The sequence below is a fragment of the Acetobacter sp. AC2005 genome, from assembly GCF_037901235.1.
GTDB lineage: Bacteria > Pseudomonadota > Alphaproteobacteria > Acetobacterales > Acetobacteraceae > Acetobacter > Acetobacter oryzoeni.
This window is the reverse complement of the sequence record NZ_CP149625.1, coordinates 1,622,656-1,646,461: the sequence shown is the minus strand read 5'-3', so window position 1 is coordinate 1,646,461 and position 23,806 is coordinate 1,622,656. Positions and strand designations below refer to the sequence as shown.

The window sequence follows — 23,806 nt, the reverse complement described above, 5'->3', positions numbered from 1 at the left end:
TTTAGCTGCCCCGCACACGGCAAAACAGGCTCGCAGCTATAAACACACTGCCACCCAATGCAGCAATCCAGAATGCTGTAGGGCAATTGGTGTACCAAGCTAACACCAAACCCAGCCAAGCCTCCAGCAACGCAAGTAACGTTGCAACGCCCATTCCCAACAAGGGCGAAAAGCCCATCCGCAAACTTGCTGCAGCAGGCGCGATCATAAGCGTAAACACCAGCAAGACACCCGTAATCTGGGCGCATTGCGCTGTAGCTACAGCAACAATCATAAGAAAAAGAATATCAAGCAGGCGCATATTAACGCCTCGTGCCTCTGCTTGTTCTGGCTGGAGTGACGCAAAAAGAAGTGGCCTTGCAACAAACGCCAAAGCCATCAAACAGGTTACCGAAAGAGCACCCAGCCAACCCAGCATGGAAGGCCCAATACCAAGAATATCGCCAAAAAGCAGTGCGGTAGCCGAGCTGGCAGAGTGGGTTAGAAAATGCAGGCACAATGCCCCAAAACCCATGGCAACAGAAAGCACCAGCCCGATTGTTACATCCCGACCTACAAGCCTGTCTCCCGCCAGCCCTATGGCAACACCGCCCCCAACAGCGCCAAGCCCAAGCCCAAGCAAAGCGGGCTGCCCCAACAGAAGAGCTGCTGCGGCCCCTGCAAATCCCACATGTGAAAGCGCATGGCTTGCGAAGCTTTGGCCACGCAAAACAAGAAACCAGCCTACAGGCCCACACACCAAAGCTGCCAGAAACGCTGCCAGAAAGGCAGTGCGCATAAATTCATACTCAAGCATCAAGCACCATGCCCCACGCACATACAGGACTGGAGTGATGCCCCACCGCCTTCTGCCACAACAAATAATCTATTTCCCGCCTTAATCACCTCAACCGGTGCCCCGTAAAGTGCGCTAAGCGTTTGGGTTGTCATCACATCTTCCACGCGCCCCAGCACCGCCTTGCCATGTGCCATGTAAAGAACATGGTCCATCAACCCCATAAGCGGATTGATATCATGGGTAGACATCAGCACTGTCATATTTCTATCGCGCGCCAGTGTATGAATGCGCTCTGCTGTTTCACGCATACGGGCAGGATCCAGGCTGGCTAAAGGCTCATCAAGCAGCAAAATATGCGGGTTATCCAACAATGCCTGCGCCAGCATCAGCCGCTGCCTTTCGCCCCCAGAAAGGGAACCGACTGGCCGCTGCGCCAGCGCCAGCGCATCTACTGCAGCCAAAGCTGCATCAATGTCTGCTCTGGCCTGTTTGCCGTAAAATGGCAGGCCCCACTTCCATCCCTGCTGCGCTGCGGCAACTGTGCTCCAGCCGCTAAGTTGTGCGGCCACCATGGCTCGCACCTGTGGCATATACCCTATGGGCATACGGCCCTTCTGCACTGGCTGGCCTTCTATCCATATCTGGCCAGCCGAGGGCTTTTCCAACCCCAAAAGCGTTCTAAACAGGGTTGTTTTTCCAGCCCCGTTTCCACCCAGAACAGCCACAAAACTGCCTGCAGGAACTGTAAAACTGATATTGTCCAGAACTGCTTTTTTCTGGCGCAACAGAGTTACGCCAGCCACTTGCACAGCAGAAGATGGCATTACTGCGCTACACCCAGCAGGTGCGCTACTTGCGTAAGAGTTGAGCCGATCCATATCTGCCAATGCGTATCCTGCGGCATAATTTCCGCCAATGGCAGAATGGGTATACCTGCGTTATGTGCCAGATCAATCAGCTGTTTGCTGGCTGGTTCTTCTACCTGCACATTATAGGCAAGTAGCCGCAACTTTTTTTGCTTAAGATCCTGTTCAAACGTGGCAACTGCAACGGGTGGTGGTTCAACATCATTCATGATGGCAATCTGGAAAGCATTTTCCTTCATGTCCAAACCGAGATAATTAGCCAACGGGGTAAACAGCGGTTCTGTTGCTGCCACAGCCATACCTTGCACGTGTGGACGCAATGCAGCGGCCTGCGCCTGCACTCGGGCAATATCAGCCTGCAACTTATGCCCGCGCGCAGCATATGCTGTTGCATGTGCTGGATCTGCCTGTTCGCACGCTTTTTCAAACCTTTGCGCAAAATCTACTACAGCGTTGAGATCATACCATAAATGGGCATTACCGCCCTCGTGCCAACCGGACCATGCATCTGCACGCACATACCGCGCCTGTGGTAAAGCAGAAGCCTGCACCAAATGATCCATCCATGCATCGTATCCCGCGCCATTGGCCACAACCAAGGTAGCATCTGCAACACGACGCGCATCATCGGGTGTAGGAGCGTATAAATGCGGATCGACAGCGGGTGATACAAGTATGGATGTAACGTGCATGTCTGGCTCAGCAATTTGCGCAGCCAGATCCCCCCATGTGTTTTCTGCCGCCACAACAGACAAAGGACGTGCAGCCGCACAACCTGTGCCCATGGTTGCAAAACCAAGCACAGCCACCATACCAAACAACATCCGGCGTGAAGTGCCTTTTGTTTTCCTCAATTCCATACCCATTATCCTGCCATGCCTGAATGCAATGTAATATTATTACATTTTATCAGCTGCGCGTCACCACCTCACACGCGCAAATTTGGTCTTCACCTCTCAGATCAGTTACGCTAAGAAATACAGAGAACGGATGATGAACATGCCCCACCCTACGTCTTCTTCCACAGCAACACCTCATACCTTTCCCGCGCATATTGAGCATCAACTTGATAAAGCGACTGCCCTATGCGCCCAGCAAGGCGCCCGTATGACAGCGCAAAGACGCGACGTGCTTGGGCTTATCCTTATGCATGCACACCCGGTAGGTGCATATGACTTACTGGAAGAGCTAAAAACAGCAGAACGGCGTCCTGCACCCCCCACCGTATATCGCGCTCTGGATTTTCTGCTTGAACACGGCCTGATCCACCGCATTGAACGCCTTTCCGCTTTTATCCCCTGCACCAATCTGCGCCATTGTTCCCATACGCACGAGCACTCAGAAGCTTGCCTGCATACTGCGCAGTTTCTCATTTGCCGTAACTGCAAAACTGTCACGGAAATTGCAGATACAACCGTTTTGGAAACCCTGAAACACATTTGCAAAAACAAGAATTTTGTTATTCAGAGCACCTCGGTAGAAGTAGAAGGACTATGCGCAAACTGTGCATCTCAACAGTCGGCAATACATCCCGCAAAAGAGATTCCGCACCAAGGTGCATAATGGGTAACCATCGCCCTTCTTCCTTGCAGGACATGCTGCCAGAATTATCGCTGCCTGCATCGCAAGAAAAGCAACCACCACGCAGGCCCAGACAACAGCGCACTCAACAGAAACGACCAATCAACACAAAAGAAATACAAACAGACTTATTCTCTCTTCCTCTTCTTCCACCGCTGCGCACACGCTTTTTACCAAGTGAAATCCGCCTGACACGCATACCTTCCTTGGCAGCCACTCATACCAAGGAAGCTGATGGTTTCCTGTATCATATCGCAAATGCCTCTATGGCATCTTTGTTATTACAAGAAGGGCTTCCTCTTAATAAGCGTCATCCACTCATGCTGACAGAACAGAATGGCATAAGTGCGTGGCTGGCAAAGCTATCAGATTACGTGCCGGACAATAATTCTGCAGATGCCGTTATCCTACGCTTACGCCGTGTAATGGTAGAAGATGCGCTTGAACCAGATCCCGATCATACGGCAGAATTTGCAAGCAACTGCTACCTACTTAGCGGTAACTTTAAGTGCGCGATAACTTAAAAAGAGACCTCTATTTTAGCACGGTAGTCTTACGGCGTGTCGTCAGTTAAGCAGGATGATGATTGAGGCGAACTGCACGGCTGCGAGGAAGGTCGATTTCAGTTTATCGTAGCGGGTTGCGATAGCGCGAAACTGCTTGAGTTTATTGAAGAACCTCTCAACAAGGTTCCGTTCGCGATAGAGAGAAAAATCGGTTTTCCGTCGTGTCGTTCTGTTGCGTTTTGGCGGGATGACCGGGGTAATCCCGCGCTGTATCAGCCGATCGATCAACCTGTCCGCGTCATACGCCTTGTCAGCAAGGAAAGCATCCGGTTCGATGTTTTCCAGAAGTGGTTCTGCCTGGGTGATATCGGCATCCTGTCCCGGTGTGATGCCGAGTTCCACTGGATTGCCCAGAGCGTCGCAGATGGCATGGATCTTTGTAGTTAGCCCGCCTCGTGATCGTCCGATGGCCTGATCCGTGCCCCTTTTTTGAGAGCTCCGGCACTATGCTGATGCGCTCGGACAATTGTGCTGTCGATCATCATGTATTCGTTGTCGTAATCAGCGGCCAGATAACGAAATATCCGTTCGATGACGCCGCTTTCACACCAGCGGCGCAGACGCCGGTGCACGTTTTTCCAGTCACCGAAACGGGCAGGAAGGTCGCGCCATGGAATACCCGCGCGATAGCGATACAGCACCGCCTCCACGAACAGACGGTTGTTCACCGCAGTGCCGCCGACATAGCCTTCTCGACCAGGAAGAAGATCCTTTATCCGCTCCCACTGGTCATCGCGTAAACTATAGCGCCGCATCTGTCTGTCTCCCCAAAAAATGGGAAAACAGTCAGCACACGCAGACACAAAGTACAACCCTCACGTGCCACTCTCAGGGCTTAACTGACGACACGCCGTAGAGAAATCTAACAGACAACAATCGGAAAGTAGCCAGAAAACTATATATACTTAAATATAGATTCAGAACGTTTTTCCCCTGAAAAGGAAATTACCCGTAAAATGTAAAATTACCTCTCAGGAACGTATTTCATTTAAAAAGGGTTCATTCCGTTTCCACAGAAATGAACCCTTTTTAAAACAGCATTATTTTACAGCTAAATGTCTAAACCAGATAAAAGGTTATGACATTTAGGACGCACGCGTGCGACGGCTGGTTTTTGCTTTTGCCTTACGTGCAGCAGGTGCCTTTACTGCTACTTTTTCAGCCTCTGCAGCTGCTGCCAAACGTTCGTAGCGCTTACGACGACGTTCTTCCTGGACAATACGCAGCTTTTCTACAGCTGAAAGTTTCTTTTTAGCTACGGGTTCTACTTCACGCACAGCCCGCTTACGGGTTGTAGCAGCTGCAGCGCTACGTGTTGAGGCTGCTGGTTTTGCGGCCTTACTGGCAGCAGGTGCCTTGGCAGTGCGCGTGGCGCGTACAGGCTTTGCTGCTTCCACCTTGGCTGGCTTTGCAGTTTTACGCGCTGCAGTGGCAACCGGGGCTTTGGCAGCCCGCGTTGTTTTGGTGGCACGCACTGGCTTTTCAACCACATCTTCCGCTTTGGCTTTAGTGCGCCGCGTTGTCTTGGGAGCAACCTTACTTTCAGCTTTGGCAGCTACAGCTTTCTTACGCGCTGTTGTTTTGGGTGCGACCGGTTTTTCTTCTGCTGTTTTGCGGGGAGCAGCCTTACGCACATAAGCACGACGCGGCTTAGGAGCTTCTGGCTCTGCTTCGAAATCAAAAAGCTCTTCTACTTCGACAACTTTTGCACGAGGTGCGCGCTTTTTAGGTGCTGCAGTAGCAACCTTGCGCTTGGAAACCGTCTTACCCGCAGCAGGTTTTCGGCGGGCTCTTGTCTCACTCATTCCAACTCCTTTTCATCTCCCTTTAAAAATAAGGAGACATACAAACAACATTTTTAAACTTCAAAACTTCTTTAACTGAAGCACATACCTATAAGAACTGGTATAGCCTTAGATTTTCATTCTACATAACAAATGCTATAGAAAATGCAAAAAAATACTTTCACATTTAAAGATATATTTCATTCTTCTGATCTATTTACCTTAAAAATGCTCTAAATACGTTCTCAAAAATTCATGTGCTTGTGGCATATTGCTCAAAACAGGCAATCATCCTTATATCTTAAATGCAGACCTCTCCTTCTCACGGAACATACTTCATGAAAATCAACGGCACATCTTTCCGCAGTGTATGGGTTGATGAAAAAGACCTATGGTCTATTCATATTTTCGATCAAACACGCCTTCCCTTTTCACTAGATATCCTGCGACTTACCACCGTTCAGGATGTAGCCCACGCCATTACCAGTATGCAGGTACGTGGCGCTCCACTTATTGGTGCTGTTGCCGCTTATGGTCTGGCACTGGCATTACGCACAGACAGCAGTGATACCAGCCTTGAACAAAACGCAGCTATGCTTGCAGCAACGCGCCCTACTGCCATAAATCTGCGCTGGGCTCTTGAAAGAATGCTAAATGCTCTCCGGCCCATTCCGCCAGAAAACCGAGTATCCGCTGCTTATACTGAAGCCCAGCACATCTGTGATGAAGACGCGGCCCAAAATGAAGCTATTGGCAGGCATGGCCTTAAACTTTTGCAGGATATTGCCGCCAAAAAAGAAAAAGGGCAGCGCCTGAACATTCTCACCCACTGCAATGCCGGATGGATTGCCACAGTAGATTGGGGCACCGCCTTGGCCCCCATTTACATGGCGCATGATCTGGGCCTGAACGTGCATGTATGGGTAGATGAAACACGCCCCCGTAATCAGGGAGCTGCCCTTACCGCATGGGAACTTGGAAGCCACGGCGTTCCGCATACTGTTATTACAGACAATGCCGGTGGCCATATAATGCAGCATGGTCAGGTTGATATTGTTATTGTTGGAACAGACCGTGTAACCCGCAACGGGGACGTTGCAAACAAAATAGGCACTTATCTGAAAGCTCTGGCTGCACAGGACAACAAAATACCATTCTGGGTTGCATTACCTTCTACAACCATAGATTGGCGTATTGCCGATGGCATCCGTGATATTCCTATTGAAGAACGTGCAGCATCTGAAGTGACTCACGTACAGGGGCGCATGTCAGACGGAAAAATAGGCTCTGTACAGATCACCCCAGATCATAGCCCAGCAGCCAACCCTGCTTTTGATGTCACACCTTCCAGACTTGTAACCGGGCTCATTACAGAAAAAGGCTGCTGCCCGGCCACAGAAAACGGTCTCCTCACCCTTTTCCCTGACCATAAGTAAAAGTCATCCTGCATACCGCCATGTTGCATGGCGGTATGCAGCCTCCATGACTTGACGCTAAGAGTAACTATTGAATAAGCGAAACCATGTGCAGGCCTTGCAAAAGGCACAATGCTTCATGGATTTTCCAGAAAGGGTTACCATGTCAGAAACCATTGAAACACCCACAACGCAGTTTCTGACTGCTCACGGCATTGCCTTCACCCTTCAGGATTATGACTATGTGTCTGACCCTGGAAAAATCGGCCTGCATGCTGCTGCTGGCATTGGTATCGACCAAAACAAGGTTTTCAAAACCCTGATGGTTGAAATCGATAAAAAGCAGATTGTTTGTGTAGCCATTCCTGTTCATAAAAAAATGGACCTGAAAAAGGTGGCTGCCCTGTTTGGTGGTCGCAATGCACGTATGCTGGGAGCTGAAAAAGCCGAAGCCCTGACCGGTTTTAAGGTAGGGGGTATCAGCCCCTTTGGCGCTCGCACGCAAGTACCGGTGGTGTTAGACGAAAGCGTTCTCAAACTGGATACACTTTACATTAACGGCGGCGGCAGAGGCTTGGTGGTCGCGCTTAAACCGGCAGATGCTATCCGCTGCGTGAATGCCCGCACGGCTGATGTTACTGTTCCTGACGCCGGATAACACAGATACAGAAAAGAAACAGGCGCGGCACAAAAACACAAACCCTCTTCCACCCAGAACAACAGGCGCTTATTGCTATAGCATTCAGACTTCCGACCAATGGTTGTCTCGCGCTCCGGATCTACCGGAGAGTTGTTCTGGTATGGAGACGAGATTGTCACGCAAGCTTACCGTTGCCCTGCTGGCCCCTTTGTGTCTGGCAGCATGCGCCACACAGCAACCGCAGCCAGGTGCACGCCCCACCCCTAGTGCTTCCAGCACAAATACGTGGAACACAGCCAGTGGTGGCTACGGCTATGGTGGCCATGTGCCAGATTTTGCCACCCGCAATTTTGAACCTTTTAACCGGCAGGATGTTGTGGGCATTGCCATGCGTGAATGGCGCCTGTTTGGCAGCCCGGTAAATGATGATGACCCGGAACAGCGCCCAGAACCGCAAGTGGCCTCTGTAAAGCCTGAACGCGCCCCCGGTCTGTGGGAACGCGTAGGGGAATACTGGTGGATTGGTATGGACCCGGACATGACAGAAACATCATGGACCGGCAAACACGATGCCAACGGAAGGTTGACCGACTTTGTGCATGATGGATCTTATGCATGGTCCGCCGCCTTTATTTCCTACGTTATGCGCGTAGCAGGGGCTAACAGCCGCTTTCCCTATTCTCCCAACCATTCCACTTATATCAACGCTGCAGCTTCTGGGCAGTCGCCCATTCTGCGGGCGCAGGATCCGGCAAATTACACCCCCAAACCGGGTGATCTCATCTGTGTGGCACGTGGCCGCAGCAAAGATACAATCCGATTCTCCAGCCTGCCCACCTCTTATGGGTTTCCTGCGCATTGCGGCTTTGTTGTTGCTGTTGGTCAGAATGGACAGCCTTTTGGCCGACAAATCAGCATTATCGGTGGCAATATTGATGATGCCGTTGCCCTGACCCATGTACCAACAGATACCCAAGGGCGCCTCGCCTCCCCCGATGGCCAGAGCTACGACTCACGCTATCCGTGGGCAGCTATTCTCGAAGTGCTTTACGACGCAGAACAGGAACCAACAGCTGGTCAGTAAAAAGCGGCATAAGCCGCTATCTTTCATCTGTTCGCCCTTGGGGCAGAATTTTCAGATGGAGCATGATAGTGTGACCAACGCATTATAACGTGACAGCATAAGGTGTAACCAAATGACTGAAAACGCCGTTTCCACCCCTCACCCCGGCTGGACCACGCTTTCTGCCGACATGCCGGGCGCGGTGGGCGGAACCCCTCTGGTACGCCTGCGCAAAGCGTCTGAAGCCACAGGGTGTGATATTTACGGCAAGGCCGAATTCATGAATCCGGGCGGTTCTGTCAAGGATCGTGCGGCGCTGGCCATTATTGAAGATGCAGAACGCCGTGGTGTGCTTAAACCCGGCGGCACAATTGTTGAAGGCACCGCCGGTAACACCGGTATTGGGCTCACACTGGTTGCCAATGCGCGTGGATATAAATGCGTTATTGTCATGCCCGAAACCCAGAGCCAGGAAAAAATCGGCTTTCTGCGCATGATCGGGGCAGATCTCCGCCTTGTGCCAGCCAAACCCTACCGTGATCCGGGCAATTACGTGCACGTTTCACGCCGCCTCTCCGAAGAAAACGGATGGGTATGGGCTAATCAGTTCGATAACGTTGCCAACCGTGAAGGCCACCGCGCCACCACGGCACCAGAAATCTGGCAGCAGATGGGTGGTAAGGTAGATGCCTTTACCTGCGCCTGCGGCACGGGCGGCACGTTAGCTGGCGTGGCCTTGGGGCTGCATGACGCTGCCAAGCGCGATGGCGTAACCGCCCCCCGTATTGTGCTGGCAGACCCGGAAGGCTCTGGGCTGTATGGCTGGGTAAAAAGCAATGATCTGTCTGTTTCTGGATCTTCCATTACAGAAGGCATTGGCCAGTCCCGCGTAACAGGCAATCTGGAAGGCGCACCTATTGATGATGCCGAGCGGATTCCTGACCCAGAAGCGCTGGAAATTATTTATAGCCTGCTAGGTGAAGAAGGTCTTTCCGTTGGCGGGTCTTCTGGCATTAACGTGGCCTCTGCAATCCGTACTGCACGCAAACTCGGCCCGGGGCATCGGATTGTCACCATTCTTTGCGATGGCGGCGCACGTTATGAATCCAAACTGTTCAACCCCGAGTTCCTGCGGGCAAAAAATCTGCCAATCGCACCTTGGCTGAACAAATAAGATCTTTGGTCACAAACCAATAAAAAAGGCCGGGGGCTTTGCAGCCACCCGGCTTTTTTATGACGGGAAACTTATTCCCACTCAATCGTGCCCGGGGGCTTAGACGTAATGTCATACGTTACGCGGTTGATCCCACGCACTTCGTTCACAATGCGCCCAGCAACACGGGTGAGGAAGCCCATGTCAAACGGATAAACATCGGCTGTCATGCCATCTGTGCTGGTGACTGCACGCAGGGTGCAGGCCTGATCATACGTGCGGCCATCGCCCATCACACCAACGGTGCGTACTGGCAGCAGCACTGCAAAGGCCTGCCAAATAGCATCATACAGTCCGGCAGCCCGGATTTCTTCCAGAAACACGGAATCGACCTTGCGGAGCAGATCCAGTTTTTCCCGCGTGATATTGCCCGGAATACGAATAGCCAGCCCCGGACCCGGGAACGGATGACGCCCGACAATAATTTCGGGAATCCCTAGCTCACGCCCCAGATCGCGCACTTCATCCTTGAAGAGTTCGCGCAGCGGTTCAACCAGCTTCATGTTCATCCGCTCTGGCAAGCCACCCACATTGTGGTGAGACTTGATGGTAACGGAAGGACCACCCGTAAAGCTGACACTCTCAATCACATCTGGATAAAGCGTGCCCTGCGCAAGGAACTGCGCCCCGCCCAGCTTTGTGGCTTCTTCTTCAAACACTTCCACAAACAAGCGGCCAATAGTTTTCCGCTTGATTTCCGGGTCTGTAACGCCTTCCAATTCCTTCAGGAAAATGTCTGAAGCATCGCGATGCACAAGCTGGATGTTAAACTGGCCGCGGAATGTCTTGATCACATCATCAGCTTCGCCGGCACGCAGCATACCGTGATCAACAAAAATACAAGTAAGCTGATCGCCAATGGCTTCATGAATCAGCACCGCAGCTACGGAAGAATCCACACCACCGGAAAGACCGCAGATAACCTTGCCATCACCGACCTGCTCACGAATCCGGGCAATTTCCATTTCACGGAAACCAGCCATCGTCCATGTGCCGGAGCAGCCTGCAACATTATGGGTAAAGTTTTTGAGCAGTGCTGCACCATGTGGCGTATGCACCACTTCCGGGTGGAACTGCACACCATAAAGGCGGCGGCCTTCATCTGCGATAACAGCAAACGGTGCGCCTTCACTCACTGCAACGGTACGGAAACCGGGAGGAAGTTCCACCACGCGGTCACCGTGGCTCATCCACACCTGTTCACGGCCACCACGTGCCCATGCACCACGGAACAGCGCGCAATCTTCTACAATATCAACAAAGGCGCGGCCGAATTCACGGTGGTCTCCGCTTTCAACCTGCCCACCCAGCTGTTTGCACATGGCCTGCTGACCATAGCAGATGCCCAGCACAGGCACGGCCATTTCAAACACCACATCCGGCACGCGCGGGGCATCCGGGTTATTTACGCTGGCAGGGCCACCAGAAAGAATAATACCACGGGGTGAAAACTGACGAATCCGTTCAGCATCTGCCGTAAACGGCCAGATTTCACAATACACACCACTTTCGCGCACACGGCGGGCAATAAGCTGCGTAACCTGACTTCCGAAATCCAGAATCAGAATACGGTCATGGTGCAAGGATTCATCCAGCTTGGAAGGCGAAACAGGCGGGGTGGCATCAACAGACATGAACTGCAGGTCTTTCTGATTTCAGTGCCAGAACTGGCTTTTCCTAAGGATGTGCGGCCACATATGGGGCTGCACGGGCTCTCTTACAGGCGGATATAAAGCCATGCAGTCATGGCGTCACCCTAAAAACCAGAAAGGTGCACACCTATTCCGCCTGATACCCGCCTTGCCTGTGCCATACACAAGGTACAGATTGCCAACGAAATCAGGAGTTTTTGCATGAAGCACACACGTTTTTCCTGTTGGCTGAAATATGGCGCACTGGCGTTAGGCAGCCTTGGCTTTTTTTGCACATCCGCCCAAGCCGCCACGCAACCGGCCTCTGCCGCAGATGACCCATACGGGGAATGGATTGGCACCCTTGTGCAAGACAAAGGCGAAAATTGCCCCGTTAACGGCACATCACTCATGCAGATCGAACCCAAACGCATGATCTTTGTGCCTGAAATGGGCACGCTGATCCTACGCGGTACACCTGATAAGAGTAAGCAGCATTATCATGCCCAACTTGTTTTAAAAGACGCCAAAAACCAGCCGCTTCCCATGGTGTTTGAAGCACATCCGGCTGGTGATACGTTTGAAGGCGTATACGGAACCCCCGAATGTCGGGCCCATGTTACGCTCCATCGCCCAGAAAACCGCGGTTGGAAAAACTTTCTAGGCAATGACTGACAAAAAAATTTCACTTTTTTGCATTTTAGGGGTTGCCGACCCCACCGTGCTCGGCTAAATACCCGCTCACGGCGCACCCGTAGCTCAACTGGATAGAGCACCAGACTACGAATCTGGGGGTTAGAGGTTCGAGTCCTTTCGGGTGCGCCAAGTTTTCTCAAGAAAATTTAAAATACTTTCCTTGCAAGATTTTGCATGTGATTTTGTATTTTTTGCACATTCAGAATGGACGCATTTTGTCTGCGCCCATTCTTATGGTTTGCTTAAGAAATTCCGATATCCCGTAATTTTTTGCCAGACATCAGATTCCGCTCAATCTGCTCCAAGCTGATACCCTTGGTTTCTGGCACAAACAAATATGTCAGCCCTAAAAAGCAGGCATTCAATGCGGCAATCATTCCAAAAGTGGCAGAACCACCCAACCATGCAAGCACGCTTAAAAAAGAAGCACCAACAATCATGTTGGCAATCCAGTTTGTAAGGGTGGAAAGCATAATGCCCAGATCCCTACCCTGCATTGGCTGAATTTCCGAACACAGCACCCACACAATCGGCCCGGCAGACATGGCATGAGCCACAATAAAAACCATGACCATAAACACACATGCCATGCGGGATGCCTGATCCACCATGCTGCCATGGAGCAGTAAGGAGAGGCTCGCCATGCTCAGCACCATAATGGCAAAGCCACAATACAGCACTGGCCTGCGCCCCCACTTATCAACCAGGCTGATGGCCAGAAATGTTGCCATCACATTTACCAGCCCGATCATGGCGGTGCACCACATCTGTGCAGTCCCTACAAACCCTGCAAGCTGAAAAATACGTGGGGCATAATACATCACCACATTAATGCCCGCGAATTGCTGCATAACTTGCAACAACATTCCCAAGCCAACCGAACGGCGAAAATTACCGTTTGCACGCAATAAGCTCCAGCCATTCTGGCGTGCCTGCAACTGGTTATGAATGGCCTTTATTTCGGCCCGTGCTTCCTGCGGGGTTGCGCGCAGGCTTGTCAGCACTTCCAGCGCTTCTGCCCTCCGGCCACGCATCATAAGCCAGCGCGGGCTATAGGGTAGAAACAAAACCCCAATAACGTAAACAATGCCGGGAATGGCAATAATGCCAAACATCCACCGCCACTGCCCGTGGTAGCTGAAAAATGTATCGCTTAAAAACGCCAGAAAAATACCTATCGTAATCATAAGCTGATAGGTGGAAATCATGGCGCCACGGCTGGATTGGTCTGATACCTCGGAAAGATAAAGGGGAGCGGCAAAAGCTGCCACGCCAATGGCCAACCCCATCAGCACGCGCCCAGCTATAAGCACGGGCACAGACCATGCCAGAGCACACAGTAAGGAGCCGGCAATAAAAACGCCGCCCCCAAAAACTAAAGACCATTTGCGCCCGGTATGCCGGGTAATCCACCCTGCACCTACAGCCCCTACGGCAGCGCCCGCCATCATGGCGCTGACAATCCATTCCTGCGCCAGAGTAGATGCGTTGAAATCCCGCGCCAGAAAATCTAGCGCCCCGGAAATAACGCCAATATCCAACCCGGACATCAGGCCAGCCGTTGCAGCCAGAACACCAACAACCACAACCTTTATGGGAACAGTACTATCTGCTTCCTTTTCAGGCATTGCTGCGTTTTCCATTTATTGTTCCACTTTGTTTTTCTGGAAGACGCAGAGGCTTTACAGGTAATTGGCTCAAAAGGGAAAAGACTTTCTCCTCTTATCCTCCACGCACCTGAATACAGGGGAGCGCACGTGCTCGTAGCACCTGACAAACATCAGCCGGACCGGTATTCTGAGCCGTAATAAACTGCGCCCGATAATAAGACCGCCCTGCTACAGAAGCCTGTGTAACAGTAGGACGCACAGATAAGGCATGCGCTGTTAGCAGACGGTTTACAGATTCCAGCGTGTGCTGTGCCTCGGCATAAGATGCAAAGGCACCTACCTGCACCGCTCCAGATGATCTTGCTGACAAAGATGATGAAGGCAGCGTGAGAACATGCGCCGGGCTGGAACGCGCATATCCTCTTTGTTCTGAAGGAACATTATACGCTGCAACTTGCACCGGGGCACTACCAGCCCCAGCAGGCACCACAGCAAGCGGCGTAGCTGTTACCGCCTGATCTGAAACACCAGTAGGTTGCGCCTGTGCAACTTCTACAGGAGCAGCTTCTTCAACCGGCTGCGGGTCTGGATGAGGCGTATCTCTATCCATCAAGCAAGGGGTTGAGGGGTCATATGCTGCATCAGGGTCACGCAAACAGCCATCGGCCGTACGCGAAAGATCTGTCCGTGCGTATTCTGCCACAGGAGCAGCCGCTGTGGATGAACCAGCACTGGCTACCATTACAGGGGAAGGTGCTGGGGCAAAACTGCCAGCTGGTGCGGTTGCTGTACCCAAATGGGGCGTAATGGATGCAACGTAATTCACCGTTTCATCCGGCAAAGGCCGCCCAGATGTTAAATAGTCATCTACGCGTTGTGGGCCTGCATTATAAGCTGCCAAAAATCCGGGCGCACCATAATGATCATACATCTGGCGGATATACCCTGCCCCCGCCATGATATTATCATGTGGGTTATACGGATCTCCCCCCAGATTGAACTGGCTTTGCATATCCGCATAAGTAGCGGGCATAAGCTGCATCAGCCCCATTGCACCGGCGGATGACGTTGTAAGCTGACCATCCAGATACTGATGCCCGCCCGATTCCTGCTGCATCACGGCACGTATCCAGCTTTCCGGTATGGAAAAACGCTGCGCTGCTTCCCTGATATATGGTCCCCACGGATCCTCTGCCGGGCCTACAGGCCTATAGGCCGCCGGGTTGGCTTCTGATCTTTCATATGCAGCCTGATAATACGCCTGAGAGGATGCATATCCACCGGGTCTGACAGCAGGCGTAGCGCACCCCGCCACCCCCAGCAGTAACGCGGCACATACCGTTTGCCGTTGCTGAATCCGAAAAGACACCTGCCGTCCCCTTCCGCATGAACTTTTGCCAATAAGGCTTGTCCCATAAACTTGCGACAAAAAGCACGGATTACGGGGCTTCTCCACATCCATTACCAATATGTCATTTTCATGAAAGGTGGCTGTTTAGCTGCCTTTCTAAAAGTTCCATCATCACAACATATTGTTATAACGACATTTTTTCTTGCATCACGCCGCAACCGTTCCCTTAAGATTGTTTTATCCCCCACGTAAGAAGGGGAATTAACGCCTATTCAGGAACTGCCATGTTCATACAGCCACTTGTTCCAGCAGGGCACAACCTTGTGCTGTCATTTCTGCTCGCGGCCTCACCTATTATCGTTACACTCTTTGTTATGGGCATTCTGCGTCGTCCGGCATGGCAGGCCACTCTGGGCGGCTTGATTGTAGGGTTGCTGGTAGCCACCACAATTTGGGGGCTGCCTGCCAAATTGGCTGTTGCCAGCATCAGCAACGGTGTTGTGTTTTCTCTTCTGCCAGTTATGTGGATCGCACTTTCTGCACTCTTTCTGTTCAATGTGGCTGTACAGAACGGGCGATTTGATGCTTTCCGAGACTGGATTATCCAGCACGTCCCCAATGACAGGCGCATCATGCTTGTTGTTCTGGGCTTCTGCTTTAGTGCTGCCCTAGAAGGTGTGGCCGGATTTGGCACTCCCGTAGCTATTACCAGTGCTTTGCTGATCATGCTGGGTTTTCCGGCATTGGATGCCCTGACCTATGTGCTGATCTTTAACTCCGCACCCGTAGCATTTGGTGGCTTGGGTATTCCCGTTACCGTTCTGGGCTCCATTACAGGGTTACCGGCAGATGTGCTGGGGGCAACCATTGGGCGGCAGCTTACCCCGTTTGCGCTGCTTATTCCCTTTTACGTTATGGCACTTTACGGCGGGTGGCGTTCCGTCCGGCAGACATGGCCCGTACTACTGGTTGCCGGTGGCAGCTTTGCCTTAACACTGCTGATTATTTCTGGCGCCGGACTTTACAGCCTGAGCAACGTGCTTTCTTCCAGCGTGGCACTTGTAGCGACCATTGGCTTCCTGCGCTTTTGGAAACCGATATCCGACCCACAATACGCTATTGATCTTAGCCATCTGCACAACCAGCACACAGGCACTGCCCCCGTTCCGCGTTGGCAAGGGTGGATTCCGTGGATTACGGTTATTGCTGTGGTTATTGCGTGGGATGCGCTGCATATCGCCAAAATTGGCGCACTGCCCATTCATTGGCCGGGGCTGGATAATGCGGTGTTTATCTCTCTGTATAAAACGCCTTATGCCGCGGTGTGGAAGTTTGAACCCTTGGGCACAGGCACGGCTATTCTGGTTGCCACCATTCTAACAGCCCTGTTCACCCGTACAACACTACAGCAGTTTGGCGCGGCCGCCCGCACTACGCTCAAACAGGGCTGGTTGGCTGTGGTAACTGTTGCACTCACAATCGGGCTGGCGTTTTTGATGAACTATTCCGGCATGACCTATACTTTGGGGTATGCTGTTTCTTCTGCGGGCATGGTATTCCCACTAGTTTCTGTTTTCCTTGGCTGGATTGCCGTGTTCCTGACGGGGAGCGATACCTCCGGCAACGCCCTTTTTGGCAACCTGCAGGTGGCCGCAGCGCATCAGCTTTCACTGGACCCGGTGCTGTTTGCTTCAGCAAACTCATCAGGTGGCGTGATGGGTAAGATGATCTCACCCCAGAACATCACCACCGGCGTATCTGTAACATCCCTCAAAGGGCAGGAAGGTACAGTGCTGGCACGCACCTTTAAGCACAGTCTGTTTTTAACATTCTGTATCGGGTTGGTAGTTGTTTTTCAGCAGTTTGTGCTGCGATAGCCGATTTACTGCCCTCCGATTACACAAAACAAAAAACGGCCCCATTGAGGTGGGGCCGTTTTTTTATGCAGATTTCACCACGTGCACTCAGGCACCGGGTAGAGGCTGCAAGATATGAAGCTGAATGGGGGCTTCCAACAGCGTGTTCAGTTCTGCTGCAAGTGTTTTAAAATGCGGCGTTTCCATATGATCCTGCAATGCCTTGCGGCTTGCCCAACGCTCTACAAAAACAAATGTCTGCGGATCATCCAGATCACGGTTGGGCACATACTGGCTGTTGGTGCTTTCTGCACGAGATGGCTTGATGCACGCCACCATAGCCTGTGCCACTTTTTCCTCTGCGCCCGGCTTTGCCTTCAAAAGAGCAACAACTGTAATTTCTTCGCTCATGCTATGCGCCTCTTTCCTGTTAAATTGCGATCACGCAGGAATATTAGGCAATATGTTTCGCCCTGACTATGGGATGAAACCCCACTTCTGGGCACATCAGGCATTTGACAGCTTGGAGTGCACGATGCCGCCCTTTATACTCCCCCGCCATGATAGTAATTACAGGGGGAGCCGGTTTTATCGGCTCATGCCTACAGGCTGCATTGGCTGCCAGAGGGCTGGAAACAATAATTGTTGATTGGCTTGGGCAGGAAGGCAAATGGCGCAATGTGTCTCAGCATGCGCCCACGCGCCTGATTGCGCCAGAAAATCTGGAAGCCTTTTTGGCCACAACCCCAAAAATAGACACCATTTTCCATATGGGCGCTATCAGCGAAACCACCGCAACAGATGGTGATCTGGTATGGCGCACCAATGTGGAGCTCTCACAAACATTATGGGACTGGTGCACACGCAACCGTGCACGGTTTATTTATGCGTCTTCAGCCGCCACATATGGCGCGGCTGACAGACCAGAACTCTTCAATGATGATCCGGGCAATCTTTCACAATTGCGCCCGCTTAATTTGTACGGCTGGTCTAAACACGTGTTTGATCAGCACGTTACCACTACGCTTGATCAGCACACACCTCGCCCGCCACAATGGGCCGGGCTAAAGTTCTTTAACGTTTACGGGCCAAACGAATACCACAAAGGCAAGATGATCTCTGTGGTTAAAGTAAAATATGATGAGGTAAAATCCGGCCAGCCAGCACGCCTGTTCCGGTCTGATAGGCCAGATATTGCAGATGGCATGCAGGCCCGTGACTTTATATGGGTAGGTGATGTCGTAAACGTTATGCTCTGGCTGTATGATAACCCAGAGGTATCAGACCTGTTTAATTGCGGCACAGGTACCGCACGCACCTATCTGGATCTGGCCCATGCCGTGTGTGATGCCATTGGCTGTGAACGCCGGGTAGAATTTATTGATATGCCCCAAAGCTTGCATGGGCAGTATCAATCCTACACACAGGCAGATCTTTCCCGCTTGCGGGCTGCTGGCTACACTGCCCAGTTCACACCGCTGGAAGAGGGCGTTAAACGCTACGTGCAAGATTATCTTGCCACTGATAATCCCTATCTCTGACCCAGCCATACCGGATCACCCATCATGCTTCCTGTTCTGATGTTTCCTCAGTTTAACCCAGTGCTGGTGCATGTCGGGCCATTTGCCATACGGTGGTATGCGCTCTCCTACATCATCGGCATTGTGCTGGGCATTACGCTGCTGCGGCGGTTGGTGAATCTCCCTCCGCGTGCTGGCACACCAGAACTGGCAGATGACTTTCTGGCTTGGGTAACCCTTGGTATTCTAATGGGCGGCCGGCTGGGATACGTGCTGTTTTACCAGCCCGGCTATTACATCACGCACCCTCTGGCCATGCTGGAAGTATGGCACGGGGGCATGTCCTTCCACGGTGGCGCGCTTGGCGTCATTATTGCCATGATGCTGTTTACATGGCGGCACAAGCTCAACTTTCTAGCCTTTGCAGACCGTGTAACCATTGCTGTACCAATCGGTTTGGGGCTGGGCCGCGTGGCCAACTTTATCAATGGTGAGCTTTGGGGGCGTGAAGCTCCGGCCTCCCTGCCATGGGCGATGATCTTCCCTGATGGAGGGCCCATCCCACGCCATCCCTCCCAGATTTACGAAGCGCTTACAGAAGGGCTGCTGCTCTTTTTGATTATGTTTGCAGCCTCTCGCAAACTTTCTATCCGTCAACATCCCGGTTTTCTTGCCGGCCTGTTTTTAGCCGGATATGCCTGCGCCCGGAGTTTTTGTGAATTTTTCCGTGAACCGGATTCATTCCTTGGTTTTCTGCCCGGTGGTATCACCATGGGGCAATTGTTGTGCTGCCCCATGCTGGCCGCCGGTATTGCGCTTATGGTGTATGCTAACCGCCACCCTGTTTACGAGGGTATTCCCCCAGAAGCAGAAGAAGCCAAGCCATAAGCGCGCTCATGCCTTCCCCCTTGCCTCCAAAAGCTGAAAGGCTGGATATATTTATGGCGCGCGCCAATGCGCGCTATTATGCAACCAAGCCTTTACTTTCAGACTTTATTACTGCCCCTGAAATCTCTCAGGTCTTTGGAGAACTTCTGGGGGCCTGGGCTGCCACGGTCTGGCAGAATATGGGTAGCCCTGCACAGGTTATTCTTGTCGAAGCCGGGCCGGGGCGCGGTACACTTATGGCAGATGCACTACGCCTGATTACGCGTTGTGCCCCAGATTTTGCGCGTGCCCTTGATGTGCATCTGATAGAAACTTCCCCTCTTATGCGGCAAGCACAAAAGCAGGCTCTAGCCCCTTATGTGCACCCCACATGGCATGATCGGATAGAAAACCTTCCTTCTGGCCCGCTCATTCTATTGGGAAATGAATTTCTGGATGCCCTTCCCATTCGCCAGTTCGTGCAGACCCCTTCAGGCTGGCACGAACGCTACGTTATGGATGAGGCATTTCACCTTGTTCCATGCCATGCGCCAGCACTGCCTGATGGCAGAAAGCTGGAACCAGACACTATTGTAGAGTTATGCGAACCCGCGCTGGAGGTTGCACGCTATCTGGGGCAACGTTTTGCGGCACAGCCGGGTGCGGCACTGTTTATTGATTACGGCCACCATTCCACCCTAACGGGTGATTCCCTACAGGCCTTACGCCATGCACGCCCAGCCCATCCGCTAAAAGCCGCCGGAGAGGCTGATCTCACGGCGCATGTTGATTTCACCGCCCTTGCCACAGCTGCCCAACAAGCAGGTGCCCATGTTTATGGCGCAGAAACGCAAGGTGCTTTTTTGCGCGCATTAGGCCTTATGGAACGCACCGAACAACTGGCCACACGTGCAACTACAGAAGAGGCCGCCATATTGCGCAGTGCCGCGCATCGGCTAGCCGCTCCTGAAAAAATGGGGCATCTGTTCCGTGTTATGGCCCTTGCCTCCCCCGGCCTGCCCTCACCTCCCGGCTTCATGAAAGGAGCGGACGTATGACTACAACGCTCTCACCTCTCACCAGCCCTTTGCTTGGGCATACACGCCACGGATTTTTTACGCGGGAAGGTGGTGTTTCCACTGGCCCCTATGCCAGCCTCAACTGTTCTACAAAATCTGGCGATAGCCCACAGAATCTGGCTGAAAACCGTAGGCGGGTTGCAACCCATCTGGGCGTTCAGGCAGACCACTTGTTAGGCGTTACACAAGTGCATGGTCGTGCCGTGGTCACCGCCACAGCACCTTGGCCACCCGGCTCCGGCGCACCTGCCGATGCGCTTGTCACCAATCAGCCAGATATCGCCATTGGTGTTATTACCGCAGACTGTGCGCCTGTGCTGTTTGCCAATGCAGAAGGCACCATTGTTGGCGCCGCCCATGCTGGCTGGCGCGGTGCCTTGGCTGGTATTTTGGAATCTACCTTGGAAGCCATGAAGGCCCTTGGCGCTAACGCAGAAAGTATTAGCGCTGTTGTTGGCCCCTGCATTGCTCAGGAAAGCTATGAAACGGCTGAAGATATGCACACGGCCATTACCTCGGCAGATAAACAGGCCGCACGCTTTTTTGCACCGGGCACACGCCCCGGCCATTATCAGTTTGATCTGGCTGGTTGGTGTGTTTTCAGGTTGCAGCAAGCTGGGGTGCGCAATGCTGCCGCATTAGGCGTTGATACACTCTCTGACGAAAAACGCTTTTTTAGCCATCGCCGCCGCACTTTGGCGGGTGGTGGACAAATTGGACACCAGATTTCAGCGATTGCTACGGGACCTCAGAACGGATGAACCGCCTTTTACGCCATACTGCCCTGCCCCTTTCCTCTTTACTGCTGTTGGCAGGGTGTTTGGATGTGCCGCATCCGTTTTCTAACCCCGGAAAAGGGGCTTCAAAACTTGCGGCCAATGCACCACCATCCCGATTAGATATCCCTACCCCTACGGATTCCTTGCTCCCTAATGCTTCTGCCCAGATATGGGCCAAGGATGTTGCATCGGAACTGCTTCAGCAAACCATTCCGGCCATTGCTCAACCCACACGGCCCGGAGACTGGTGGCTTAAAATGCGGGCGGAATTAAGGGGAGATCAGGTTGTGCCAATTTACACAATCATGACGCCCAAAAACCAGATTCGCGCTACGCAGGAAGGGCAAGCCGTACCAGCCACCCAATGGTCTGCCGGAGATGCATCCTTCTTCACGCTGGTTGCGCAGGATGCTGCGCCACGCATTTCCTCTGTGCTGACGGGTATTCAGGCAGATGATATGGAAAAAGACCCACACAGCCTGAAGCATCGTGCTGCACGGGTTTACTTTACCGGTGTAACCGGTGCACCGGGCGATGGGAATATATCTTTGGCCCGTGCCTTCACCGCCTCTTTCCGAGACAGTGAAGATACAATCCAGAACTCAAAGGAAAATGCAGATTTCACGGTCATTTCCACCGTTAAACTTACACCTGGCCCCGTAGGAACACTTGGACACCCCCAGCAACATATCGAAATTGTTTGGCGCGTTGTGGACAAGGAAGGCAAGGAAGCCGGAGCAGCGACACAGCTGCATGATATTGATGCCCATTCCCTAGATAATTATTGGGGGGATGTTGCCGTTGCCGCAGCGCAGGAAGCAGCCGCTGCCGTTAAACAGATTATTGGCCGTTATTCTGGGCGAGATAATGCACCATTAGGCGCTGCCAACGCACAACAACAAGCAAAAGCTACCGGAAGCACAAACAGCACGGCAAAACCAGCCCAGCCAAATTAACCGGCACCTTCTGCATTACCATAAGAAATAATGAATCTCTTTCTCTGCTCGTCCCTCAAGATAGGCAGAGAAAGAGAAACCTTATGAGCGCGAACCGGGGGAAATTACCACACAACCGCTAAGCTTGCGGCAGGCATCCAATGCTTCCTCATGCGAAAGATTGGTCAGCCGGGCCCGATACAATTTGCCCGTTTTGGCCTGAACACTTGCAATTTGCGCACGGGCCCCAGAAAGAGCCGCCCGATTGCGGGCCTGCCCGGTTGCGCTCTGCGCCATGGACTGCGTGCCAAAAGCCCCCACCTGAATAGCCCATGTTTTTGATTCATCGCCGCGTGTGCGGTGCGTCAATAACGGTGCTGGTTCTGCATGTGCGGCAGGAAACACCTGCATGCGCCGTTGGGCAGATGTATTCCCCAACACAAGGCGCGCAGGTGCTGTAGGTTGTTCTGGCGGGTTTGGAATGGGGTCAGACGCATCCGCCACCTGCACCGGCGCAGTTGAAACCGCTGTTTCAGAAGATCCCAACCGCTGCGCCCAAGCTGCACGCACATCTGCCGGGCTTTCTGTCAGCCCGTTAATGCGCCCCTTACGGGCAACCGGCTGCCATTCTGGCGTGTAAGAAGTGGTTGCAGAATCTCCATCACTGCCCACAACTTCAGCCAACTGCACGGGCTGTGCACCACTATTTCCGCTCCGCTGCGCCCATGCGGACTTAACGGAGTTCACTTCCCCCACAGACTGAATGGGCTGGTAAGATTGGGCCATGCTATCATGGCTGGCCACCAGCAAATCTGCCTGAGAGCGATTGGTAGGTGAAATGCCAACAATTCTGCGCCCAATAGAGGCAACATAGTTACGGGTTTCACGCGGGAGAGTGCGGTTGCGCGTTAGAAAATCTTCTAGCCTTCCGGGCCCCGCATTGTAGGCCGCCAAAAAGCCCGGAGAACCATACACATCATATAACTGGCGAATATAGCCCGTGCCCGCCATGATATTATCATGCGGATCAAACGCATCGTCACCCAGATTATAGGCTTGGCGCATTTCATCATATGTAGGCGGCATTAACTGCATCAGCCCCATGGCGCCCGGCCCGGATGTAACAAGCTGGCCATTATGGAAAAGCCGCCCACCCGATTCCTGCTGAATAACGGCGCGTATCCATTCATCCGGCACATCAAAGCGCTTTGAGGCTTCCTGAATATAGGGGCCCCAAGGATCTTCCGCCGTGCCCGGTGGTGCGTAATAGGAACGTGCATGTGCCCGATACCGTGCGGCTTCTTCTGCCACAGGCATGGTAATATCATCCCCACTGGGCTGATTTGCACAGGCAGAAAGCAAGGCCAGAAGCCCCAGAATAACTGAACCTTTGGCAGCATGGGCCAGCCTTTTGCCTCGCCATGCCACAGAACACCGCTTATGCTGGCTGATCTGTCTGGATGTCATGCTATCTGGTCATCCCATTCATGGAAGGCAAAGCACCGGCTTGTCGGGAGGTTTTCCTGACGATCTGGCATAAAACTCATGCTGGTATTTATACCTCGGATGTTTCTCA

General features: G+C 52.5%; 23 protein-coding genes and 1 tRNA gene. 14 read left to right on the top strand and 10 right to left on the bottom strand.

Translation table 11 applies throughout. The features are described 5' to 3' along the window. Position 1: 1 nt before the first annotated feature. Genes QQM41_RS08000 through QQM41_RS07990 form a run of 3 tightly spaced genes read right to left on the bottom strand, consistent with a single transcriptional unit; the run spans position 2 to position 2,510 of the window. Positions 2 to 796, bottom strand: coding sequence for a metal ABC transporter permease (locus QQM41_RS08000; RefSeq protein WP_014457408.1), 795 nt, complete (start codon positions 794 to 796; stop codon positions 2 to 4). After that, positions 796 to 1,602, bottom strand: coding sequence for a metal ABC transporter ATP-binding protein (locus QQM41_RS07995; protein WP_339076783.1), 807 nt, complete (start codon positions 1,600 to 1,602; stop codon positions 796 to 798). The genes QQM41_RS08000 and QQM41_RS07995 overlap by 1 nt, the downstream gene beginning before the upstream one ends. Continuing rightward, positions 1,602 to 2,510 (bottom strand): metal ABC transporter solute-binding protein, Zn/Mn family, encoded by a 909-nt coding sequence (locus QQM41_RS07990; protein WP_339076782.1) that lies wholly within the window; start codon positions 2,508 to 2,510, stop codon positions 1,602 to 1,604. Before QQM41_RS07990 ends, QQM41_RS07995 begins: the two co-directional genes overlap by 1 nt. 124 nt (positions 2,511 to 2,634) lie before the next feature. Between QQM41_RS07990 and QQM41_RS07985 the strand changes: the two genes are divergently transcribed. Both QQM41_RS07985 and QQM41_RS07980 read left to right on the top strand, forming a co-directional pair. Beyond that, positions 2,635 to 3,207 (top strand): transcriptional repressor, encoded by a 573-nt coding sequence (locus QQM41_RS07985; RefSeq protein WP_050818533.1) that lies wholly within the window; start codon positions 2,635 to 2,637, stop codon positions 3,205 to 3,207. Beyond that, positions 3,207 to 3,749 carry a hypothetical protein gene (locus QQM41_RS07980; protein ID WP_339076781.1) on the top strand — a complete coding sequence of 181 codons (543 nt, stop codon included), beginning with the start codon at positions 3,207 to 3,209 and terminating at the stop codon, positions 3,747 to 3,749. The genes QQM41_RS07985 and QQM41_RS07980 overlap by 1 nt, the downstream gene beginning before the upstream one ends. 42 nt (positions 3,750 to 3,791) lie before the next feature. Here QQM41_RS07980 and QQM41_RS07975 read toward each other — a convergent pair. Further along, positions 3,792 to 4,546 (bottom strand): IS5 family transposase gene (locus tag QQM41_RS07975; RefSeq protein WP_087651418.1). Its coding sequence is split into 2 segments (ribosomal slippage): positions 3,792 to 4,207 and positions 4,207 to 4,546, totalling 756 coding nucleotides; the frame shifts between segments, so codons are not numbered across the junction. A gap of 330 nt (positions 4,547 to 4,876) precedes the next feature. After that, entirely contained in the window at positions 4,877 to 5,596 is a 720-nt protein-coding gene (locus QQM41_RS07970) for a histone (RefSeq protein ID WP_339076780.1), read from the bottom strand. Positions 5,597 to 5,880: 284 nt separating this feature from the next. Here QQM41_RS07970 and mtnA point away from each other — a divergent pair, with 284 nt between their 5' ends. The 4 genes from mtnA (at position 5,881) to QQM41_RS07950 (ending at position 9,867) form a co-directional block, all read left to right on the top strand. Continuing rightward, positions 5,881 to 7,011, top strand: a complete 1,131-nt coding sequence (mtnA, locus tag QQM41_RS07965) for an S-methyl-5-thioribose-1-phosphate isomerase (RefSeq protein WP_339076779.1) — start codon at positions 5,881 to 5,883, stop codon at positions 7,009 to 7,011. 118 nt (positions 7,012 to 7,129) lie between these two features. Further along, complete coding sequence (gene ybaK, locus QQM41_RS07960; protein WP_050818536.1) at positions 7,130 to 7,648, top strand: Cys-tRNA(Pro) deacylase; 519 nt, start codon at positions 7,130 to 7,132, stop codon at positions 7,646 to 7,648. A gap of 142 nt (positions 7,649 to 7,790) precedes the next feature. Beyond that, positions 7,791 to 8,714: a DUF2272 domain-containing protein gene (locus QQM41_RS07955; RefSeq protein ID WP_339076778.1), complete on the top strand. Its 924-nt coding sequence runs from the start codon at positions 7,791 to 7,793 to the stop codon at positions 8,712 to 8,714. A gap of 112 nt (positions 8,715 to 8,826) precedes the next feature. Next, entirely contained in the window at positions 8,827 to 9,867 is a 1,041-nt protein-coding gene (locus QQM41_RS07950; protein ID WP_003623602.1) for a cysteine synthase A, read from the top strand. A 71-nt stretch (positions 9,868 to 9,938) separates the two neighbouring features. On the opposite strand, the gene guaA is transcribed toward QQM41_RS07950, so the two are convergent. Next, entirely contained in the window at positions 9,939 to 11,540 is a 1,602-nt protein-coding gene (guaA, locus tag QQM41_RS07945; protein WP_339076777.1) for a glutamine-hydrolyzing GMP synthase, read from the bottom strand. 219 nt (positions 11,541 to 11,759) lie between these two features. Between guaA and QQM41_RS07940 the strand changes: the two genes are divergently transcribed. Further along, entirely contained in the window at positions 11,760 to 12,212 is a 453-nt protein-coding gene (locus tag QQM41_RS07940) for a hypothetical protein (RefSeq protein WP_050818539.1), read from the top strand. A gap of 73 nt (positions 12,213 to 12,285) precedes the next feature. Continuing rightward, positions 12,286 to 12,362 (top strand) — tRNA-Arg (locus tag QQM41_RS07935). Positions 12,363 to 12,475: 113 nt separating this feature from the next. Here QQM41_RS07935 and QQM41_RS07930 read toward each other — a convergent pair. After that, complete coding sequence (locus QQM41_RS07930) at positions 12,476 to 13,876, bottom strand: sugar porter family MFS transporter (protein WP_339076776.1); 1,401 nt, start codon at positions 13,874 to 13,876, stop codon at positions 12,476 to 12,478. 79 nt (positions 13,877 to 13,955) lie between these two features. Next, positions 13,956 to 15,299 carry a transglycosylase SLT domain-containing protein gene (locus QQM41_RS07925; protein ID WP_339078087.1) on the bottom strand — a complete coding sequence of 448 codons (1,344 nt, stop codon included), beginning with the start codon at positions 15,297 to 15,299 and terminating at the stop codon, positions 13,956 to 13,958. A 179-nt stretch (positions 15,300 to 15,478) separates the two neighbouring features. Here QQM41_RS07925 and QQM41_RS07920 point away from each other — a divergent pair, with 179 nt between their 5' ends. Continuing rightward, complete coding sequence (locus tag QQM41_RS07920; RefSeq protein WP_050818542.1) at positions 15,479 to 17,071, top strand: L-lactate permease; 1,593 nt, start codon at positions 15,479 to 15,481, stop codon at positions 17,069 to 17,071. 87 nt (positions 17,072 to 17,158) lie between these two features. Here the strand turns inward: QQM41_RS07920 and QQM41_RS07915 are convergent, their stop codons facing one another. Further along, positions 17,159 to 17,461 carry a putative quinol monooxygenase gene (locus tag QQM41_RS07915; protein ID WP_003623595.1) on the bottom strand — a complete coding sequence of 101 codons (303 nt, stop codon included), beginning with the start codon at positions 17,459 to 17,461 and terminating at the stop codon, positions 17,159 to 17,161. Between the two features lie 149 nt (positions 17,462 to 17,610). Here QQM41_RS07915 and rfaD point away from each other — a divergent pair, with 149 nt between their 5' ends. Genes rfaD through QQM41_RS07890 form a run of 5 tightly spaced genes read left to right on the top strand, consistent with a single transcriptional unit; the run spans position 17,611 to position 22,251 of the window. Continuing rightward, positions 17,611 to 18,591, top strand: a complete 981-nt coding sequence (rfaD, locus tag QQM41_RS07910; RefSeq protein WP_339076775.1) for an ADP-glyceromanno-heptose 6-epimerase — start codon at positions 17,611 to 17,613, stop codon at positions 18,589 to 18,591. Between the two features lie 24 nt (positions 18,592 to 18,615). Then, positions 18,616 to 19,458, top strand: a complete 843-nt coding sequence (lgt, locus tag QQM41_RS07905; protein WP_339076774.1) for a prolipoprotein diacylglyceryl transferase — start codon at positions 18,616 to 18,618, stop codon at positions 19,456 to 19,458. An 8-nt stretch (positions 19,459 to 19,466) separates the two neighbouring features. Continuing rightward, a complete protein-coding gene (locus QQM41_RS07900; RefSeq protein WP_339076773.1) occupies positions 19,467 to 20,495 on the top strand; it encodes an SAM-dependent methyltransferase in 1,029 nt (342 codons plus the stop codon). Then, positions 20,492 to 21,277 carry a peptidoglycan editing factor PgeF gene (gene pgeF / locus QQM41_RS07895; RefSeq protein ID WP_339076772.1) on the top strand — a complete coding sequence of 262 codons (786 nt, stop codon included), beginning with the start codon at positions 20,492 to 20,494 and terminating at the stop codon, positions 21,275 to 21,277. The genes QQM41_RS07900 and pgeF overlap by 4 nt, the downstream gene beginning before the upstream one ends. Then, on the top strand, positions 21,274 to 22,251 hold the full coding sequence (locus QQM41_RS07890; RefSeq protein WP_339076771.1) for a hypothetical protein: 978 nt from the start codon (positions 21,274 to 21,276) through the stop codon (positions 22,249 to 22,251). Before pgeF ends, QQM41_RS07890 begins: the two co-directional genes overlap by 4 nt. 81 nt (positions 22,252 to 22,332) lie before the next feature. Here the strand turns inward: QQM41_RS07890 and QQM41_RS07885 are convergent, their stop codons facing one another. Continuing rightward, positions 22,333 to 23,697, bottom strand: coding sequence for a transglycosylase SLT domain-containing protein (locus tag QQM41_RS07885; protein ID WP_339076770.1), 1,365 nt, complete (start codon positions 23,695 to 23,697; stop codon positions 22,333 to 22,335). Between the last annotated feature and the right edge of the window lie 109 nt (positions 23,698 to 23,806).

What these genes read in the sequence shown, in the direction of transcription:
- QQM41_RS08000 (WP_014457408.1), bottom strand. Translation starts at nt 796, where the DNA reads ATGCTTGAGTATGAATTTATGCGCACTGCCTTTCTGGCAGCGTTTCTG.
- QQM41_RS07995 (WP_339076783.1), bottom strand. Translation starts at nt 1,602, where the DNA reads ATGCCATCTTCTGCTGTGCAAGTGGCTGGCGTAACTCTGTTGCGCCAG.
- QQM41_RS07990 (WP_339076782.1), bottom strand. Translation starts at nt 2,510, where the DNA reads ATGGGTATGGAATTGAGGAAAACAAAAGGCACTTCACGCCGGATGTTG.
- QQM41_RS07985 (WP_050818533.1), top strand. Translation starts at nt 2,635, where the DNA reads ATGATGAACATGCCCCACCCTACGTCTTCTTCCACAGCAACACCTCAT.
- QQM41_RS07980 (WP_339076781.1), top strand. Translation starts at nt 3,207, where the DNA reads ATGGGTAACCATCGCCCTTCTTCCTTGCAGGACATGCTGCCAGAATTA.
- QQM41_RS07970 (WP_339076780.1), bottom strand. Translation starts at nt 5,596, where the DNA reads ATGAGTGAGACAAGAGCCCGCCGAAAACCTGCTGCGGGTAAGACGGTT.
- mtnA (WP_339076779.1), top strand. Translation starts at nt 5,881, where the DNA reads ATGCAGACCTCTCCTTCTCACGGAACATACTTCATGAAAATCAACGGC.
- ybaK (WP_050818536.1), top strand. Translation starts at nt 7,130, where the DNA reads ATGGATTTTCCAGAAAGGGTTACCATGTCAGAAACCATTGAAACACCC.
- QQM41_RS07955 (WP_339076778.1), top strand. Translation starts at nt 7,791, where the DNA reads ATGGAGACGAGATTGTCACGCAAGCTTACCGTTGCCCTGCTGGCCCCT.
- QQM41_RS07950 (WP_003623602.1), top strand. Translation starts at nt 8,827, where the DNA reads ATGACTGAAAACGCCGTTTCCACCCCTCACCCCGGCTGGACCACGCTT.
- guaA (WP_339076777.1), bottom strand. Translation starts at nt 11,540, where the DNA reads ATGTCTGTTGATGCCACCCCGCCTGTTTCGCCTTCCAAGCTGGATGAA.
- QQM41_RS07940 (WP_050818539.1), top strand. Translation starts at nt 11,760, where the DNA reads ATGAAGCACACACGTTTTTCCTGTTGGCTGAAATATGGCGCACTGGCG.
- QQM41_RS07930 (WP_339076776.1), bottom strand. Translation starts at nt 13,876, where the DNA reads ATGGAAAACGCAGCAATGCCTGAAAAGGAAGCAGATAGTACTGTTCCC.
- QQM41_RS07920 (WP_050818542.1), top strand. Translation starts at nt 15,479, where the DNA reads ATGTTCATACAGCCACTTGTTCCAGCAGGGCACAACCTTGTGCTGTCA.
- QQM41_RS07915 (WP_003623595.1), bottom strand. Translation starts at nt 17,461, where the DNA reads ATGAGCGAAGAAATTACAGTTGTTGCTCTTTTGAAGGCAAAGCCGGGC.
- rfaD (WP_339076775.1), top strand. Translation starts at nt 17,611, where the DNA reads ATGATAGTAATTACAGGGGGAGCCGGTTTTATCGGCTCATGCCTACAG.
- lgt (WP_339076774.1), top strand. Translation starts at nt 18,616, where the DNA reads ATGCTTCCTGTTCTGATGTTTCCTCAGTTTAACCCAGTGCTGGTGCAT.
- QQM41_RS07900 (WP_339076773.1), top strand. Translation starts at nt 19,467, where the DNA reads ATGCCTTCCCCCTTGCCTCCAAAAGCTGAAAGGCTGGATATATTTATG.
- pgeF (WP_339076772.1), top strand. Translation starts at nt 20,492, where the DNA reads ATGACTACAACGCTCTCACCTCTCACCAGCCCTTTGCTTGGGCATACA.
- QQM41_RS07890 (WP_339076771.1), top strand. Translation starts at nt 21,274, where the DNA reads ATGAACCGCCTTTTACGCCATACTGCCCTGCCCCTTTCCTCTTTACTG.
- QQM41_RS07885 (WP_339076770.1), bottom strand. Translation starts at nt 23,697, where the DNA reads ATGACATCCAGACAGATCAGCCAGCATAAGCGGTGTTCTGTGGCATGG.